This window comes from Nonomuraea marmarensis (genome assembly GCF_043197025.1).
Taxonomy (GTDB): Bacteria; Actinomycetota; Actinomycetes; order Streptosporangiales; family Streptosporangiaceae; genus Nonomuraea; species Nonomuraea marmarensis.
In genome coordinates this window covers 16,184-32,573 of the sequence record NZ_JBICRM010000037.1, presented here as the reverse complement: position 1 = coordinate 32,573, position 16,390 = coordinate 16,184, and the positions used below count along the sequence as shown (strand labels likewise).

Sequence of the window (16,390 nt, the reverse complement as noted above, 5' to 3'; positions counted from 1 at the left end):
GGCGACTGCCTGCGCGAGGGCATGATTGTAAGCGTAGACCGGACCTTTCTTGCTCAAGCTGTACGCTTCATCAGAGCGGGGTCTCGGCAAGGTAGCGCTAACGGCCCTAGTACGCATCCCGCCGGGTCAGGGTGGTCCAGCTCGACGAGATGCGCAGGTGGCTTTCCGCTCCCCTGAGCCGCGTCAGCAGCTTGTCCGGAACTGGTTGGAATATTTGAATTGAGTCTGGCCGGACCACGTCAACCCCGCGACCTGCGTGCGATAGGTGTGTGTTCCATTGCCCTTGCAACGGTACTTCACGGATACCAGGCCATTGTCCGTTCGGCTGCCGGTGGCCAGTGTTTGCCAGCCGTACCAGCGGCTTCGCTGGAGTCTTACGGTGATCTTTATAAAGCCGCCCCGGCACCTGGTGAGGCGGCCCGAACCGTAGATGTGATAGTAGTCTTTGAACGTTCTTCCGACACCGAATCCGCATTGCGTGGCGATATCGGCCCCGCGTGCAACCGCTTTCGAGACCTTGGTTTCGGTGCGGGCGGCGTTCCCCGCGTCTGCGTGCGCGCTGGACATGAACCCGGCAAGAGCTAACGGCAGGGCAGCCAGCACGATGGGACGGCGGTACCGCATTTCTTCCTCCATGGGTTTGAAGCTCTCTTGGTATTCTCGCGTTCGGGATTGGAAATTCTGCGGGAACAGCGATGGGCTCCAAGCCCGGCGGAAACGCGCCAGCGCGCGCCCCGCCGGGCTCAAATTGGCGAAGCGGCTAGCGATCACATGAGACGCTGGTGATCGTTGCTTTTATCCCTCGTACTCGCACCCACAGTTCCTTGGATCCGGCGGTGATCGGAAGCTCCGCGCCGGAGTGAAGCAGCCATTTAACGGTGCAGTGGCGGTCGACCAGGAATGCATCGGTGTCGCGGAAGGAAGCGAATATGTTCGACTTCTGCCCGGGATAGAGCCATCGCATGTACTTGTTGGTTCGCCAGTCCGGCCAGTGCGCGCAGGGATGAGCCCCCGGTACCCGGTATCCATTGCCGCACCAGGCATTGGATACGAGGATGCGCTGACTGGACTTGTTGTGGACGACGCCGCAGAACACCCGGCACTGCCCAGGTGGATCGGCCTTCGCGGGTGTTGCGGTCGAGGTGATGGCGGCGGTTGTCATCACTACGGTCAGTAGACCCCGAACTGCCGTCTTCGGTCGGACCCCCGTAATCATCGTGACCCCTTGTCGTAGTGCCGTGTCGGAATGGCAACGACTCTGCTGACGCCATCACGGCATTGCAACGCTCCGACGCCAGACTGGGACGGGTGGGACGGTATCTCGCTTTTGACCTGCGCGTTTCGGAGCAGCATGGGACGGCATTCCGCCAACGGGGGCGGCATCCCTTCCGCCGCTCACTGCCCGCCTTCGTGGCCCGGGGTGGAGGTCGTGACGCAAGAACGGGGCAGGGTCGAACTGCCGACCCTCCGCTTTTCAGGTGTAGCAATCAGCCTGTACGCAGGCGCCCTGGCCGGCAGGCACCCGATCGCATGGGGACCCGTACCGCAGGGCCGCCAGACCCGAGGAACGGAAGCCTCGCGGCAGCCAAAAACACCACATTAGGAGAGCACAAGTCAGCAAACCGGCACAAATTGTGTATTGAGCACAGGGAGCATCTCCTCGCATTTTTGCCTAGGTACTAAGCGATCTACCTTACTATGTGGCAAATTGACGGAAGTGAGATCGATTGCATTCCATTCACACGTTAAATTGCGGATACATCCGACTCTGAGACTGTTTCCCGAGGTCGCGATCGGTAGAGAGGGGTCGCTACCCCAGGGAGGATTGCTTCGAAGTCGCTCGAAGGGCGCGTCCTATGGCGATATATGCCTATCGGTGTCCGCATTGCTCCGAAATTGATGTCACTTTTCCGATCGGTACCGCACCCGCTGCGATACCGTGCCCAGACTGCGGCGCGGCCTCGGTCCGGGCGTTCTCGGCGCCTATGCTGGCGCGCACTCCGGCTGCAATGTCCACTCAGTTGCAGCGCGCAGAGCGCAGCGCCTCCGAGCCCGAAGTCGTCACGTCCCTACCGCGGCGCCACGCCGGAGGCGCGGTGGCCGCCCATCCCGCTACCAGCCGTCTGCCGCGGCCGTGACCGTCTCTGTCTCGCAGCGCCGAAAGGAATCCAGCCGTGCCAGAGCTGATCTTCCCGCTCGACTCGACCAAGAAGTTCACCGACCAGGCCAAGATCGGTCACAACCGTTGGCACCCCGAGATCCCGCCGGTGGCATGGGTCAAGCCCGGCGACAGCTTCCGGGTCCACTGCCGGGAGTGGTTCGACGGTGCGATCCACAACGACGACTCCGCCGAGGACATCCGCGATGCCCCGCTGACGACGGTGCACGCGCTCAGCGGCCCGTTCGCGGTCGAGGGGGCCGAGCCGGGCGACCTGCTGGTCGTGGACATCCTCGACGTGGGGCCCATCCCGCAGGAGGACAGCGGCCCGCTGGCCGGTCAAGGCTGGGGTTACACCGGGATCTTCTCCACCAAGAACGGCGGCGGGTTCCTCACCGAGCAGTTCCCCGATGCTTACAAGGCGATATGGGACTTCTCCGGTCAGAATGCCACATCGCGCCACATCCCGGCGGTGTCGTTCACCGGCATCGTCCACCCCGGGCTCATGGGCACCGCGCCGTCAGCGGAGCTGCTGGCGAGATGGAACGCGCGGGAGGGGGCGCTGATCGCCACCGACCCGCAGAGAGTGCCGCCGCTGGCCCTGCCTCCCGAGCCCCGGGACGCCGTCCTCGGCTCGGTGCCCCCGTCCGAGTTCGACCGAATCGCGGCCGGGGCGGCCCGCACCGCGCCGCCCCGGGAGAACGGCGGCAACCAGGACATCAAGAACCTCACCAAGGGCTCCCGCGTGTTCTACCCGGTGTTCGTCTCCGGCGCGAACCTGTCGGTCGGCGACCTGCACTTCTCGCAGGGCGACGGCGAGATCACCTTTTGCGGTGCCATCGAGATGGGCGGCTTCCTCGACCTGCACGTCGACCTCATCAAGGGCGGTATGCAGACGTACGGCGTCGGCGAGAACGCCATCTTCATGCCGGGCCGCACCAGCCCTCAGTACAGCGAGTGGCTCGCGTTCTCCGGGGTGTCCGTCACCCTGGACGGCGAGCAGCGCTATCTCGACTCGCAGCTGGCCTACCAGCGGGCCTGCCTGCACGCGATCGACTACCTGACGGCGTTCGGCTACAGCCCCGAGCAGGCGTATCTGTTGCTCGGCGCCGCGCCGATCGAGGGCCGGCTGTCCGGGGTGGTGGATATTCCCAACTCCTGCGCCACCGTCTACCTGCCAACCGCGATCTTCGACTTCGACGTCCGTCCGGGCGCATCCGGCCCGGTCCGCGTGCCACAGGGCACCAGCGCACCGCACGCCAGCTTCGACTGAACCGCTGACAATGCGCTTCTCCGGTGGATCTCCTCATGGCGGTAACGGCTCGGCATCACAAGCTCACCGTGCTGCACGCCGACAGCGACTTCGAGACCATCGCCCGCCTGACCGGGCAGCCGGTGCGATGGATCAGCTGATTGAATTGCTCGGCTCCGGCCGCGAATCGCCGTGGCTGTGTGATCCCACGTCGATGCTGCTGGCTCTCCCGACGTTCGCCGATACTGCGCGGGAAAATCTCGTTGTTCGAGCTCTCGTGGCAGGTAAGACTGCAACGTGCACTCCTCCGAGCAAGCCAAGCAGCACGCCATCGAGCTGAGGAGCCGGATCTATACGGCATTGCGCGACGGTGACCTCGACGTCGAACCCGTCCTTGAGCTCGCCTACCTGCTGGAGGAATGGGGTGTGAGCACCCCCGCCACCCGAGAGATCCTCGAACGTCCTCTTGCCCGGCTAACGGAGCGCGACCTGGCCAGGCTCGGCAGGCGCCTGCTCAAGGACGCCGGTTTCGAGCCGACCTTCGCCCTCGTACCGGATCTGTGGGTGGCGCTGGAACGGGCGCTGCGGGCCGTGGAACGCGACGCGCGTGCCACCGGGACCACCGGAGCACTCCGCTTGGTCATGCCGGATTGGGACGACTCCGGCCAGGCCTGGGTGGAGTTCCGGGGCGTCTGCCAGGGCAACGGCATCCGGCCCGTCGAAGGAGGCGACCCGGACGGAGGTCTGGCGACAGTCGCTGACGCCGCCCAAGAGGTGATCACGGAAGTGACATGGGCTGCTTGGCCCGTCTGCCCTGTACACGACCTGGGCCTGCACGCAACGCTGGAACACAAAACGGCCGTATGGCGGTGCAAGAGCGCCACAACCCACACCGTCGCTCGGGTGGGGCAACTGTCTCCCTAGCGTGTCAGCTGTCGGGTGCACTTACACCCGCATGTGGATGACCGTCCGCCGCGTCTGTTGCCGTCACCAGACACAAAAACGCCCCGGAGCGATCTTCGCTTCGGGGCATCTCGGCTGTTCAAAGGCTGGTGGTCAGGGGCAGGGTCGAACTGCCGACCTTCCGCTTTTCAGGCGGACCGATCACCCTGCCCGGCTGGTCGAGATCGTGGTCAGGTGCGTGTGGACGATGCCGCGGATGCGTTGGCGTAGGGGGACGTTGCTGTCAGCGCTGCTGGCACCTCAGCCAAGGTCACCTGTACCGGGTCTTCCGTCGGGCCCCGGCGTCGATCGCCCTGGCCACAGCCGGTGAGTGGCAGGCATCTTGCGCAAGAGGGGCGCCGCAGGCAGCGCGAAGCCCCCACTTCCCTCTGGCGGAATGCTGGGGTTTGCCGGCCGGATGGCCGCTACTTCTCATAGTGATAGCGACAGGCGGCGATCATGATGGTGTCTTCGTTGACGCGGTAGACGAGCCGGTGTTCCGAGGTTATGCGCCGGGACCAGTAGCCGGACCATTCGTACTTCAGCGGCTCTGGTTTGCCGATGCCTTCGTTCTCGTTTCGGGCTATGTCGGCGATCAGCTGGTTGATCCTTTTGAGGATGCGCCGATCTTCTCGCTGCCAGTAGCAGTAATCCTCCCAGGCAAGTTCGTCGAAAAGGATCTTCACGAGGTGGCGTCCTCATCGGCCAGTTCGCGGACGGTGCCGCTGCCTGCCTCCAGACGGGCGACCGCCTCTGAGAGCCGTCTGCGATTGACAGGAGAGGCCATCAGGTAGAGCGTCTCGCGCATCGATTCGTATTCGTGCTGCGACACCATGACGACGCCTTCTCCACCGGGGCGGGTGATGAGGACTTCTTCCTGGTCGTCGATGACGGCGTCGAGAGTGGCGGCGTAGTTGGCCCGCGATTCGGACATGGTCATCACCTTCATGTCATCAGTGTACATGATGATGTACATCAAGGGTGCGGCGGCGGATCCGCACACGGGTACGCGCAATGATCAAGCTGTTGCATCGAGGTGCGAATGGCTGCAGCTTCTTACGATGAAAGCTGCACACTTCCGCTTCCGCCGAGAAGTAGAGGCAGAGGCAGAGGGGTGACGACGTTGTTGTCACCGAAGATCAAAAAGCCCCGAACGATGATCCGTTCGGGGCGTTTGTGCTGGTGGAGAAATGTGGTCAGGGGCAGGGTCGAACTGCCGACCTTCCGCCTTTCAGGTGTGGCGATCAGCCTGTTCACAGGTTGTGACGAGGGTGGTAGGTAGGCGTCTACGGTGCCCTTCGTGTGAGGCTGGTGACCGACGTTGCCGTCACCATTGCCGTCATCGGCCAGCTGGAATAAGCAGCATCAGACCAAATCCAGCCCGGGCGACGACTCCAGGCCGCGAGCAGCGCTCGAATCAAAGGCCGCTGATATACTAATCTGAGTTCGTATATACAGGTGAGGTGGCATCATGACCAAGACGCTGATCGACCTTGATGACGAGGCCCTGGCCGAGGCCGCGATGCTACTCGGCACCTCATCTAAGAAGGACACGGTGAACGCCGCTCTACGAGAGATCATTGATCGACGCAGGCGAGCGGCGGCCGTGGCTCGCATGCGCGCCATGGTCGCAGAGGGTGAAATCGACTTCTCAGCCATCGATCGGGGCGGCCACCCACACCAGGACGTGGCGTGACAGATCGGTATCTCATCGATACCAGCGCCTTGGTCCGCTTCTACCGTGGTCAGGTCGGTGCGGAATGGGACCAGACTGTCTGTGCCGGGCTCGTCGGCATCTGCGAGCCGGTCAGACAGGAGTATCTCCGGGCCGTCGGCGGCCGACCCGCCTTCTACGAAGCCGGCAATCTCCTCCAGGAGACCTTCCCGCACTACATGATCCCTGACTCTGCTTGGCACGAGACGGGCGAGTTGCAGCGCGAACTCGCCGACAAAGGGTGGCACCAATGTGCTTCGCCGGTCGATCTCCTCATGGCGGTAACGGCCCGGCATCACAAACTCACCGTGCTGCATGCCGACGCCGACTTCGAGACCATCTCCCGCCTGACCGGACAGCCAGTGCGCTGGATCAGCTGATTGAACCTCTGGGCCGCAGTCCTCGATGAGATGGCCGATGAGGTCGTCGGTGACGGGCCGCAGCTGCCGTTCGAAAGCGTTTCCGACGGGGTGTGCGCCGATGGCCATGGTGGGCACGGTGAGCCGGTGGGAGGCGACGGCGTGCTGGATCTGCTGGGTGCTGATGGGTGCGGCTCGATAGTAGGAGAAGGCGCAGCGCGTCGGGTCCGGTGTAGGCGCTGACGAAGGCGTCTCGCATCTGGCGTGGGACACCGCGGCCGCGGCAGCACGCCTCGGTCTCGGCCTCTCCGGCCTGAGTCCACAAGCCAGCCAGAATGGGGACGAACCAACGCCAGCGCCAGCCGAGTCCGAAGACCAGCCGCACCTGATCGGACCCTTGCATCAGGTGTGTGAGCGGCTGGGCGGCCTCAGCGCCGAGTGTTGCGCCGGCCCGGCCCAAGTCGGCGCGTTCGCCACCGAGGCGCTCGGGCGGGTGGCGATCGATCACCCATCCATTGATCACCATGCAGTCCGGCCGCCGCCACTGTGCCCGCCGATGGCTGAGCCGATCACCCGGCGGCTTTCCCTCACGACTCGGGTTCACCCAGCCCGGCGTCTCTGGCTCTGGCGACGGCTTCGGCGCGGCTGGCGAGGTCGAGCTTGGCGAGAATGGCGCTGACATGGTTGCCGATGGTCTTGACGGACAGGAACAGGCGCTGGCCGATCTGCGCGTTCGACAGGCCGCGGGCCACCAGGTCGAGCACCTCGGTCTCGCGGGCGGTCAGCTCGGCCAGCGGTCCGCCTGACGGAGAGCGGGTCGCGCTGTCACGGACCCGTTCTCCGACCGCGCCGGCCAGGACGGTGTCGCCCTCGGCGACGGCGATGATGGCCCGCGCAATGGCGGTGGGGCCTGCGCTCTTGAGGATGTACCCGCGGGCGCCGGCCCGCAGGGCTTGGGCGACATGCGCCTGGTCGCCGTGCATGGTCAGGATGAGGACGGGCATCCGGCCGCGCAGAGCCGCCGCCGCGCTCGCCCCGTCCGTGTACGGCATGTCGAGGTCGATCACGGCGACGTCGGCCGCCACCCGCTCGGCCAGCTCCAGCAGGCAGGCCCCGTCACTCGCGGCGCCGACCACCTCGATGCCCTCGACGGTGTCGAGCAGCATCCGCAGCCCCTCGAGGTAGACGGGGTGATCGTCGGCGAGCAGCACGCGGGTGGTCATGTCGGTATGGTTCCGTTCACTCGCACGCCGCCAGCGGCGCGCGCGGCCAGGGTCAGGGTGCCGCCGAGCCGCTCGGCCCGTTGCCGCATCGATTGCAGTCCCAGGCCGGGTTGCGTCTGGGGGGCGATGCCGGTGCCGTCGTCGCTCACTTCGATCTCCAGCCGTCCGCCGGAATGCCGCAGCCGCAACAGGACGGTCGAGCCACCGCTGTGGCGTTCGGCGTTGTGCAGCGCCTCGACCACGATCCGGTACGCGGCCTGCTCAGTGACCGGGTCGAGCGGCGGCAGTGTCTTCGGGAGGTCCAGGCGCAGGTCGAGGTTGCCCGCCCAGGAGGAGGAGTGCTCGCGTAGCGCGGCGATGAGGCCGTGCTCGGTCAGCGTGCTGGGCTGGAGGTCGGCGAGGATCCGCCGGATCTCCCGCATCGCCCTGGCCACGTCGGCACCCGCGGCGGCGACCGCCTCTTCCGCGCGGCCGGTCCGGCCGTTCGCGCCGAGCAGGTTCCTGGCCGCCTGGATGCGCAGCGAGGCGGCTCCCAACAGCGGGCCGAGCTCGTCGTGCAGATCACCCTGGATCCTGGTTCGTTCCTCGGCTCTGGCCTTGAGCAGCCGGGCGTGCGAATCCCGCAGCCGATGGTCGAGGTCTGCGGCGTGTACGGCGACGCCCAGGTGGCCCGCCAGGTCCGACAGCAGCCGGTGATCGTGAGGGGTGAGCGGTTCGGCCGGGTGGCGGCGGGCGGCGACCAGCTCGCCGACGACCGTTCCACCGTGCCGCAGGGGCAGGCGTTCCCCGGTGCCCGCCTCCGCGGAACCCGAGTCGTACCGCGCCGCCACGGCCCCGCCGGGCAGGACGATCGCCACGTGTGGGAGGCGGAGGGCCAGGGCGAGTTCGCGCACGGCCATCGGCAGCGGCGGTTCCGCCCCGGCCTGCAGGCGCGCGCCCAGCTCGCGGACCACCGCGTAGGGATCGCGTCGCGAGCCGTACAGGATCCTGTCGAACGCCGACTGCAGCAGCTCCCGCAGCGGCAAAGTCACCACGGCGATCACGGCTGTCATCAGCAGTTCCGGCAGCAGACCCGGTAACAGCGAGCGCAGGAGCAGGACCAGCCCGATGTAGCCGGTCAGGAGTAGGCCGGTGAGGACCGTGTACACGACCGCGCGGCGGACGATCAGGCCGAGGTCCCACAGCCGGTACCGCAGCACCGCCACACCGATCGCCGCGGGCATCAGGAGGATGGCGCCCGCCAGCACGAACAGCTCCCATGAGCCGCTGGGAGCCACGGTCACCGCCACGCCCGCCGCCAGGGCCGCCGCGGCGACAGCCACCCAGCGCAGTTGCTGCCGTTCGACTGGATCGCCTCGGCGGTAGCGGGTGATCAGGCAGCCGAACCCGGCCACCACGTGCAGGACATACAGGCCCGACAGCACGTCGAAGACCCATTCGGCGCGGGCGAGGGCGGCGATGCCCACCGGGTTGGGCCGCTCCAGTGGGGTGCCGTGAGTCAGCGGATCGAAGGTACGCAACAACGTGTCCAGCACGATGGTGGCGACGGCGAAGCGCTGGTAGAGGTCCCACCCGCGGCCCAGAGGCCGCCCGGTGGGGAAGCGGAACAGCAGCCAGACGACGCCGATGCTCGACCACATCTGCAATGGGGCCGTCAGCGCCAGCCCGGCCCCGACACCGGGCCAGCCGTGCTGGTCGGCGGCGAGCACCCAGCCGATGTCGGCGAAGTAGCCGGTGGTCAGCACCCACGGCACGATCAGGATCGGGGCTAGCGGATGCCCGGGAACACGGCGTTCCAGGACCATCCCGACGACGATCAGCCCGGTCATCGCGACCGCCCCCGCCAGGAGCGGCGCCGACTCGCTCAGCCCGAAGCCGCTCTGCGGAGCGAAGGCGACCATGAAGGCCACCCACCAGGCGACCAGCGTCACCTGGACGCCCAGAGCGATCGTCGGCCAGGCGGGTGATCTCGTGCGGGTCATCGTGTCCACCTCGATCGGCAGGACCCGTGCTCAGCCTAGGCGCGGGTCAGGGGCTCCACAACGTCGTCCTGACCGGCCGGACGCCTCAGCCCGGCGACCCCGGCCCACAGCAGGCCCGCTCCTGCGAGCACCCCGGGGAAGTCGGCGCCCAGCGCGAACGCGACCGGACCGTCGATGGCCAGCAGGATTGCGGCAGGCAGGGGGACGACCCGCGAGCGGAACCCCGACACGCCGAGCCAGATCATCCCCACGCAGTACAGCGCGGTCGCCCCCAGCCAGCCGATCAGGAACGGGGCGGTGTACAGGCTGCCGTTCAGGACGGCCGGGGCGGTCTCGCCCAGCCATGGGGCGATGAACACGTTGATCGCGGTCCAGTAGGCGGCGCCGAGCGCGCCCGCCAGCCCTGCGATCACCGCCGGGCCGCCCATCCGACGCCCGCCGGGCCCATGGTGACCGGCCAGCCCGGCCAGGCCCAGCAGCAGGCAGAACGAGGCGGCCAGGGTCAGCCCGTTCCCGGCGAGGAAGGCGGGCCCGCGGGCGATCTGACTGAATGGCGCGGGGTCGGAACGCGCCAGGAACACGAACGGAGCTCCCACCACGAACAGCAGCCCGGCGAAGGTCAGGAGCGGATGGGCCAGGTGATACAGCGGAGAGCGCATGGCAGCATCCCATCGGGATCGGGCGGCACCTGCCGTGCCGCGTCCCGGCCATGGTCGACCGCCCGGATTCCCGGCCGCATGAGGCCAATCACCCTGAATCCCGGGGGCGGAGCTGACCGACGACCTCGCGCGCCCGGGAGCGAGTCGCCGTGGCCCACGTTCCCCATCAGCCAACGCGCGCTTCACAAAGTGGCTGCCGGCTCGGATCTCAACGACCCCCTGGCCATGAAGAGCCTTATGGCCTCCTGCGCCGAACCGCGTTCCAATCCGGCGGGCCGGTCAGGCGCTGTCCGCATGTCTTCCGAAAAGGTGAAGCAGAAGCAGTGGCCTTCACGTCCTTCAACGCACTGCGGGTGCCTGCAACTGTGATCGTGCCGATGATCACGGGACCACACATGGAAGTCCCGCCTTATGCCGCTCGCACGCCGCACGGTCCGATATTCCTCCCACCGTGACAGCGTCTTGGGAAGCTGCTGGAAACACGTCATGGGTACAGACCTGTGAAGTCCGCTCTTGATGAGCGCGGCGTCGTTCATTCTGAGCACCATGGCGGCAGAGATACAGCCTTCTACGGGCACATCCCACGACTTACGTGGCCAAGGGATCACATAGTTGATCCCACTCGGAGCAAGGTGAGCGGCCAGAAGCTCGATGGCCTGCGGCTTGGCAGAGCGTGAAGTCTCACGCAGCAACTCGATCATCGTGGCGGTGCCGACGGCACGAACTATCCGAAGCGCCCTGGGCCACACCCTGCTGTGATCCGGATCTCTCGCCACAGGCCAAGGAAGTAACCACACGCATCAGCTTGCCATGTACGGCCGAGCAGCGAAGGCGGCGCCGTTGCTGTCAGCGTTTCTGTCACAGGCACAAAAACGCCCCGGAGCGATCTTCGCTTCGGGGCTTCCTTGCTGTTCAAAGCTTGTGGTCAGGGGCAGGGTCGAACTGCCGACCTTCCGCTTTTCAGGCGGACGCTCGTACCAACTGAGCTACCTGACCCAGAGCGGTCCTGACGGGACTTGAACCCGCGACCTCCACCTTGACAGGGTGGCGAGCACTCCAAACTGCTCTACAGGACCTTGCGTTTCTTGCTGTTTGCGCTCGCCTAGCTTACCAGCTCTTCGGTGGTCTTCGACCAGCCATTTTGCGGTACGCCCAGACGCTCGCAGTGCCCCCAACGGGATTCGAACCCGTGCCGCCGCCTTGAAAGGGCGGTGTCCTAGGCCGCTAGACGATGGGGGCTCAGGATTCCCTGTCGCCTTCCGTCGGAGACCTCTGAAGCATAGGGGACGATTGCCTCTGATGCCAAAGTGGCGAACCGGCGGTCGGCGTCCGCGTGCCAGTGACCGATCCCGTTGGCGACGGGGCGTTCGTTGGCTCTGGGGAAATCATACGTTGCGGGTCGGGCTCCACGTGACGCTGGATGTACACCGACTGCTCCCCCAGCCCGCCCAGGGTGATGTCGTCCCAGGCTCGCAGGCGTTTGGTCTCCTTGTCGAAGTACAGGACCGAGGCCTGTACGGGAGTGGGCTGGGCGTGTTCGAGGGCCCGCAGGCCGGCGCCTCCCGTCGAGCCCTGGACCAGCATGCGAGTGCCCGAGGGGAGCATGGTCGTCTTGCGCTCGTGGGTGTGACCGGCCAGGATCATCGGGGTCGCGCCGCTGAAGCCCCTGCCGACGTCCGGGTCGTGTACGGCGATCACGTCCGGCTTGTTGACCTGCGCGAGATGGGAACGGGCGAATTGTCCAAGAACGGTGGGATCTGAGTCCACTGCTACGGATTTGTCCGGAGTGAAGCGGGGATCGCCCAGGCCGAAAATGGTCAGGCCTGCCACGGATCGGGTCTTTCCGTCCAGGACTATGGCGTTCTTCTGTCTTTCGACCGCTTTCTGGGTGGTCATGGAGTCGTGGTTGCCACGGACGTAGACGTACGGGACGTCGAGGCGGCCGATTTCGTCCACGAACTTGTTCTCCGCCTTAGTGCCATGGTCGGAAATGTCGCCCGTGTCGACGATCATGTCCACGGCGAACTGGTCCTTGAGGGAGCGGATGACGTTCCAAGCGATGGGATTGATATGGATATCGGAGACGTGGAGGACTCGGATGGATTTGGGGTCGGCGTCGTACAAAGGCAGGGTTGAGACGGTGTCGTAGAGCTTTGAGACGTTTGTAACTAGTTTGGTGAGTTGCGAGCGGTATGACTCGAAGCGCGTCACTATCGACTCCGCGCTGCCGACCAGGGACGGCGCGGCGGCGACCAGGCCCGAGTAGCGAGGCTCGACGAGCGAGCCCGGCCGGAAGGTGGCGGCGGCGAGGGCGCCGGTGCCGGCGAGGGCCACGGAGGCCGCCAGGAGGCCCAGCAAAGCGACCCGCGGCCGCCTGAACACCATCAGGACCGCGATCAGCGCCCCCGCGCCCGCGCACAGGAGCGAGCGGAGGACCAGGGCGCGCACGCCGTCGAGCAGGTCGCTCTCGATGAGCCCCGGCAGGCGGTCGGCCAGTCGCGGGTCCTCTATGAGCGCTTTGGCACGGTCCTGGTCGATGTTCTCGAGGGTGATGCGGAGCCTGAGCGGGGCGTCGTGCGTGCGGAACGTGAGCGTGCCGAGCGGGCTGGCGTCCACGACCGTCTCGCCGTTCCAGGCCGGGCGGAGGGACATACCAGTCTCCACCGGGCCGATCTGGGCGCGTACGGTGCCGCTGAGGAAGATGCCCAGCCAGGCGCCGACTGCGGCGACGAGGAGCACTGCCAGAATCCTCGCCGTCCGCGACCGGATGACTGCCTTTGACCTATGGACGAACTTCATACAGTTTCTTGCTTACCTGACCGACGGGGCAGAATGGCAAGGGTGATCGAGGTTTCGCGGGAGAAGTTCGAGGAACTCGTGGCCGAGGCATTGGACACGATCCCCACCGAGCTCACGCGTGCCATGAGTAACATCGTCGTCACGGTCGTCGATGATCCGCCGGAGCCCCACCTGCTCGGCCTGTACACCGGTGTCCCCCTCACGGAACGCGGCGACTGGTACTCAGCAGTCCTGCCCGACCGCATCGAGATCTACCGCAATCCGATATGCCAAATTTGCGATACGGAAGACGACGTGGTCGACGAGGTGCGCATCACGGTCGTCCATGAGGTCGGGCACCACTTCGGGATCGACGACGCGAGGCTCCACGAACTGGGCTGGTAACCCTTTGCTTTTGGTTAACTGCTTTGGGTTGCGGATTGCTATCGTGGTCGGGCACCTTAGGTGACATACCGAGCACCGTAAGTCAGGCACAGCGGAGTCCAATGGGGGCCATGCGGGCGGGACGGCCGCCGGGACGGCATCGCCGTGCCGAAGCACCACAAGCCACATATCGCGAAGTCATCGCCATCAGGGAGTTCAGGGCGCTCTGGTACGCCCAGGGGCTTTCGCTCCTCGGTGACCAGCTCGCGCAGGTGGCGCTCGCCGTGCTCGTCTACGACCGCACGCGTTCGCCGCTGGCCACCGCGGCCGTCTACGCCCTGACATATCTCCCGTCGATCGTCGGTGGGCCGCTGCTGGCGGGGCTGGCGGACCGGTTCGCGCGCAGGGGCGTCATGCTGACCTGCGACCTGATCCGCGCCGCGCTGGTGAGCGGGATGGCGCTGCCGGGGCTGCCGTTCTGGGCGCTTTGCTCGCTGGTGTTCCTCGTGGTGCTGCTCAGCGCGCCGTTCTCGGCCGCCCGCGCGGCGCTGCTGCCGGAAGTGCTCGAAGGCGACCTGTACGTCATGGGCTCGGCATTGCAGAACATGACGAACCAGGCCGTACAGATGCTCGGTTTCGCGGCCGGCGGAGCGATGATCGCGGCCATCGGCCCCTACCGGGCGCTCGCGCTGGACGCCGCGACGTTCCTTGGATCCGCGTTGATCCTGATTTCTGCGGTACGGCGCCGCCCCGCCGCGAACGGCGACGGCTCGAAACCGTCCATGTGGACGATGACCCGGGCCGGAGCCCGGCTCGTGTTCGGGTCTCGAAAACTGCGGACGCTTGTCCTGTTCGCGTGGTTGTGCGGCTTCTACATCCTGCCTGAGGGCATCGCCGTGCCGTACGCGACCACGCTCCACACGGGTACGCTGCCGGTTCCCGTGATCACCGGGTTGCTGATGGCGGCGATGCCGACTGGGACGGTGGTGGGGGCGTTCCTTTACAGCAGGTTCGTGACGCCGCCGCGGCGGTTGCGGCTCATGGGGTGGATGGCCATGCTGAGCTGCGCGCCCCTGGTCGTGACCGCGATGCGGCCGCCGCTGGCCGTGGTGCTGGCGGCGTGGTTCCTGTCGGGGATCGGCGGGGCGTACCAGCTCGCGGCCAACGCCGCCTTTGTCCAGTCTGTACCGGCCGAACAACGTGCCCAGGCGTTCGGCCTCGTACAGTCGGGGCTGATGGCCGTACAGGGGATCGGGATCTTGGCGGGCGGGTTCGCGGCGGAGAGACTCGGCCCGGAGCCGGTGGTGGCGCTGGCCGGGGTCATGGGGATGATCAGCGCGGCCGTGCTCGCGCTGATCTGGACCGAGTCTCGGCGTCGGGTGCCCGCCACCGCCTGATCACTGGTGCGGCTTCTGCTCGCCGCTCCAGTCCGTACGGTTCTGCTGCTTGCTGACCAGGTCCTGGACGATCGAGGTGTCGGTGTCCTCTTCGGGCATGAGGAGCCAGCCGATCACGTACACGCCGACGCCCAGCCCCCCGAACAGCGTCGCGATCGCCAGCGCGATCCGCACCAGGTTGGCGTCGATCCCGACGTACTCGCCGATGCCGGAGGCGACGCCCGCGACGATCCTGCCCTTGTGAGTCCGACGAAGTTTCTTGACGTTGTATTCGCTCATGTCTCAAGAGTGCCCTTGGGGCGGGTATTCGCACATCAGGATTCCCCCTGGTAGAACCCTGGTAGTCCCTTACTAGCCGAGAGGACCCCACGATGGACGACCTGCTACGCCTGGACGACCGGCTCACCGCCGACCAGCGGCTGATCCGCGACACGGTCAAGTCCTTCGTTTCCGACCGCATCCTCCCCTACGTGGGCGATTGGTTCGAAGAGGCCCGTTTCCCGGCGCGCGAGCTCGCGCCCGCGCTCGGCTCGCTGGGGCTGCTGGGAATGCATTTGCAGGGGTACGACTGCGCGGGGACTGACGCGGTGTCGTACGGGGTGGCGTGCCGGGAATTGGAAGCGGGCGATTCCGGACTTCGATCCTTTGTTTCTGTGCAGGGTTCGTTGGCCATGTTCCCCATCTGGCGATATGGCTCTGATGAGCAGAAAGAGGAGTGGCTGCCCCGGATGGCGGCGGGCTCGGCGATTGGCTGCTTCGGGTTGACGGAACCGGATTTTGGATCCGATCCCGGAAATATGCGGACTTATGCCAAGAAAGATGGATCCGACTGGATCCTGAACGGCTCCAAGATGTGGATCACCAACGGCTCGATCGCCGACGTGGCCGTGGTCTGGGCCCAGACCGACGAAGGGATCCGCGGCTTCGTCGTACCCACCTCCACTCCCGGCTTCTCCGCCCCTGAGATCCACAAGAAACTGTCCCTGAGAGCCTCCGTCACCTCATCCCTCTACTTCGACGACCTCCGCCTGCCCGCCTCAGCCGTCCTTCCGGGCGTCACCGGCCTCCGAGGCCCCCTTTCCTGCCTCTCGGAAGCCCGCTTCGGCATCATCTGGGGCGTGGTGGGCGCCGCACGAGCCTGCCTGGAGGCGGCCGTGTCGTACGCGAAGACGCGCGTGCAGTTCGACAAACCGATCGGGGCGTTCCAGCTGACACAGGAAAAGCTCGCCTGGATGTACGTCGGGACCGCCCAGGCGGGGCTTACCGCCTTGCACCTGGGCGAACTGAAGGACGCGGGACAGCTGGAGCCCCGGCAGATCAGCTTCGGCAAGCTGGCCAACGTACGAGCGGCACTGGACATCGCCCGCCAGGCTCGCACCATATTGGGCGGGAACGGGATCACGCTGGAGTACCCTGTGATCAGGCATATGAACAACCTTGAGAGCGTGCTGACGTACGAGGGGACGCAGGAGATCCATACGCTGGTGCTTGGGGAGGCACTGACCGGCCTGGGTGCTTACCGGTGATGGAGGCGTCGCGGGC

17 protein-coding genes and 4 tRNA genes are annotated in these 16,390 nt (G+C 66.2%); 8 read left to right on the top strand and 13 right to left on the bottom strand.

Going from position 1 to position 16,390, the window contains the following annotated elements; translation table 11 throughout:
• Nucleotides 1-183: 183 nt before the first annotated feature.
• Nucleotides 184-636: a hypothetical protein gene (locus ACFLIM_RS40700; RefSeq protein WP_393174379.1), complete on the bottom strand. Its 453-nt coding sequence runs from the start codon at nucleotides 634-636 to the stop codon at nucleotides 184-186.
• A gap of 124 nt (nucleotides 637-760) precedes the next feature.
• The gene (locus ACFLIM_RS40695) at nucleotides 761-1,165 is read right to left on the bottom strand and encodes a hypothetical protein (RefSeq protein ID WP_393174377.1); all 405 of its coding nucleotides are present in this window, start codon (nucleotides 1,163-1,165) and stop codon (nucleotides 761-763) included.
• Between the two features lie 691 nt (nucleotides 1,166-1,856).
• On the opposite strand from ACFLIM_RS40695, the gene ACFLIM_RS40690 reads away from it, so the two are divergent.
• From ACFLIM_RS40690 to ACFLIM_RS40680, 3 genes are all read left to right on the top strand, one after another.
• Entirely contained in the window at nucleotides 1,857-2,138 is a 282-nt protein-coding gene (locus tag ACFLIM_RS40690; RefSeq protein ID WP_393174375.1) for an FmdB family zinc ribbon protein, read from the top strand.
• 36 nt (nucleotides 2,139-2,174) lie between these two features.
• Nucleotides 2,175-3,431 (top strand): formamidase, encoded by a 1,257-nt coding sequence (gene fmdA / locus ACFLIM_RS40685; RefSeq protein WP_393174373.1) that lies wholly within the window; start codon nucleotides 2,175-2,177, stop codon nucleotides 3,429-3,431.
• 276 nt (nucleotides 3,432-3,707) lie between these two features.
• Nucleotides 3,708-4,334 (top strand): hypothetical protein, encoded by a 627-nt coding sequence (locus tag ACFLIM_RS40680; protein WP_393174371.1) that lies wholly within the window; start codon nucleotides 3,708-3,710, stop codon nucleotides 4,332-4,334.
• A 126-nt stretch (nucleotides 4,335-4,460) separates the two neighbouring features.
• Here the strand turns inward: ACFLIM_RS40680 and ACFLIM_RS40675 are convergent.
• The 3 genes from ACFLIM_RS40675 to ACFLIM_RS40665 all read right to left on the bottom strand — a co-directional run bounded on the left by ACFLIM_RS40675 (nucleotide 4,461) and on the right by ACFLIM_RS40665 (nucleotide 5,301).
• A tRNA-Phe gene (locus ACFLIM_RS40675) sits at nucleotides 4,461-4,535 on the bottom strand.
• 242 nt (nucleotides 4,536-4,777) lie between these two features.
• On the bottom strand, nucleotides 4,778-5,038 hold the full coding sequence (locus ACFLIM_RS40670) for a Txe/YoeB family addiction module toxin (protein WP_393174369.1): 261 nt from the start codon (nucleotides 5,036-5,038) through the stop codon (nucleotides 4,778-4,780).
• Nucleotides 5,035-5,301 (bottom strand): type II toxin-antitoxin system Phd/YefM family antitoxin, encoded by a 267-nt coding sequence (locus ACFLIM_RS40665; RefSeq protein ID WP_393174367.1) that lies wholly within the window; start codon nucleotides 5,299-5,301, stop codon nucleotides 5,035-5,037. The genes ACFLIM_RS40670 and ACFLIM_RS40665 overlap by 4 nt, the downstream gene beginning before the upstream one ends.
• A gap of 522 nt (nucleotides 5,302-5,823) precedes the next feature.
• Between ACFLIM_RS40665 and ACFLIM_RS40660 the strand changes: the two genes are divergently transcribed.
• Both ACFLIM_RS40660 and ACFLIM_RS40655 read left to right on the top strand, forming a co-directional pair.
• Entirely contained in the window at nucleotides 5,824-6,048 is a 225-nt protein-coding gene (locus ACFLIM_RS40660; RefSeq protein WP_393174365.1) for a type II toxin-antitoxin system VapB family antitoxin, read from the top strand.
• Nucleotides 6,045-6,446 (top strand): PIN domain nuclease, encoded by a 402-nt coding sequence (locus ACFLIM_RS40655; protein ID WP_393174363.1) that lies wholly within the window; start codon nucleotides 6,045-6,047, stop codon nucleotides 6,444-6,446. Before ACFLIM_RS40660 ends, ACFLIM_RS40655 begins: the two co-directional genes overlap by 4 nt.
• Before the next feature lie 566 nt (nucleotides 6,447-7,012).
• Here ACFLIM_RS40655 and ACFLIM_RS40650 read toward each other — a convergent pair.
• From ACFLIM_RS40650 to ACFLIM_RS40620, 7 genes are all read right to left on the bottom strand, one after another.
• A complete protein-coding gene (locus ACFLIM_RS40650) occupies nucleotides 7,013-7,648 on the bottom strand; it encodes a response regulator transcription factor (RefSeq protein ID WP_393174361.1) in 636 nt (211 codons plus the stop codon).
• Complete coding sequence (locus ACFLIM_RS40645) at nucleotides 7,645-9,630, bottom strand: GAF domain-containing sensor histidine kinase (protein WP_393174359.1); 1,986 nt, start codon at nucleotides 9,628-9,630, stop codon at nucleotides 7,645-7,647. Before ACFLIM_RS40645 ends, ACFLIM_RS40650 begins: the two co-directional genes overlap by 4 nt.
• A gap of 35 nt (nucleotides 9,631-9,665) precedes the next feature.
• Nucleotides 9,666-10,289: a hypothetical protein gene (locus tag ACFLIM_RS40640; RefSeq protein ID WP_393174357.1), complete on the bottom strand. Its 624-nt coding sequence runs from the start codon at nucleotides 10,287-10,289 to the stop codon at nucleotides 9,666-9,668.
• 922 nt (nucleotides 10,290-11,211) lie between these two features.
• Nucleotides 11,212-11,285 (bottom strand) — tRNA-Phe (locus tag ACFLIM_RS40635).
• A gap of 5 nt (nucleotides 11,286-11,290) precedes the next feature.
• Nucleotides 11,291-11,365, bottom strand: a tRNA-Asp gene (locus ACFLIM_RS40630).
• Between the two features lie 90 nt (nucleotides 11,366-11,455).
• A tRNA-Glu gene (locus ACFLIM_RS40625) sits at nucleotides 11,456-11,528 on the bottom strand.
• Nucleotides 11,529-13,028 (bottom strand): metallophosphoesterase family protein, encoded by a 1,500-nt coding sequence (locus ACFLIM_RS40620; protein WP_393174355.1) that lies wholly within the window; start codon nucleotides 13,026-13,028, stop codon nucleotides 11,529-11,531.
• A 93-nt stretch (nucleotides 13,029-13,121) separates the two neighbouring features.
• Here ACFLIM_RS40620 and ACFLIM_RS40615 point away from each other — a divergent pair, with 93 nt between their 5' ends.
• Both ACFLIM_RS40615 and ACFLIM_RS40610 read left to right on the top strand, forming a co-directional pair.
• Nucleotides 13,122-13,472, top strand: coding sequence for a metallopeptidase family protein (locus tag ACFLIM_RS40615; protein WP_393174353.1), 351 nt, complete (start codon nucleotides 13,122-13,124; stop codon nucleotides 13,470-13,472).
• A gap of 110 nt (nucleotides 13,473-13,582) precedes the next feature.
• Entirely contained in the window at nucleotides 13,583-14,848 is a 1,266-nt protein-coding gene (locus ACFLIM_RS40610; protein WP_393174351.1) for an MFS transporter, read from the top strand.
• On the opposite strand, the gene ACFLIM_RS40605 is transcribed toward ACFLIM_RS40610, so the two are convergent.
• The gene (locus ACFLIM_RS40605) at nucleotides 14,849-15,127 is read right to left on the bottom strand and encodes a PspC domain-containing protein (RefSeq protein WP_393174349.1); all 279 of its coding nucleotides are present in this window, start codon (nucleotides 15,125-15,127) and stop codon (nucleotides 14,849-14,851) included.
• Nucleotides 15,128-15,219: 92 nt separating this feature from the next.
• On the opposite strand from ACFLIM_RS40605, the gene ACFLIM_RS40600 reads away from it, so the two are divergent.
• A complete protein-coding gene (locus ACFLIM_RS40600) occupies nucleotides 15,220-16,374 on the top strand; it encodes an acyl-CoA dehydrogenase family protein (RefSeq protein WP_393174347.1) in 1,155 nt (384 codons plus the stop codon).
• The last annotated feature ends 16 nt before the right edge of the window (nucleotides 16,375-16,390 follow it).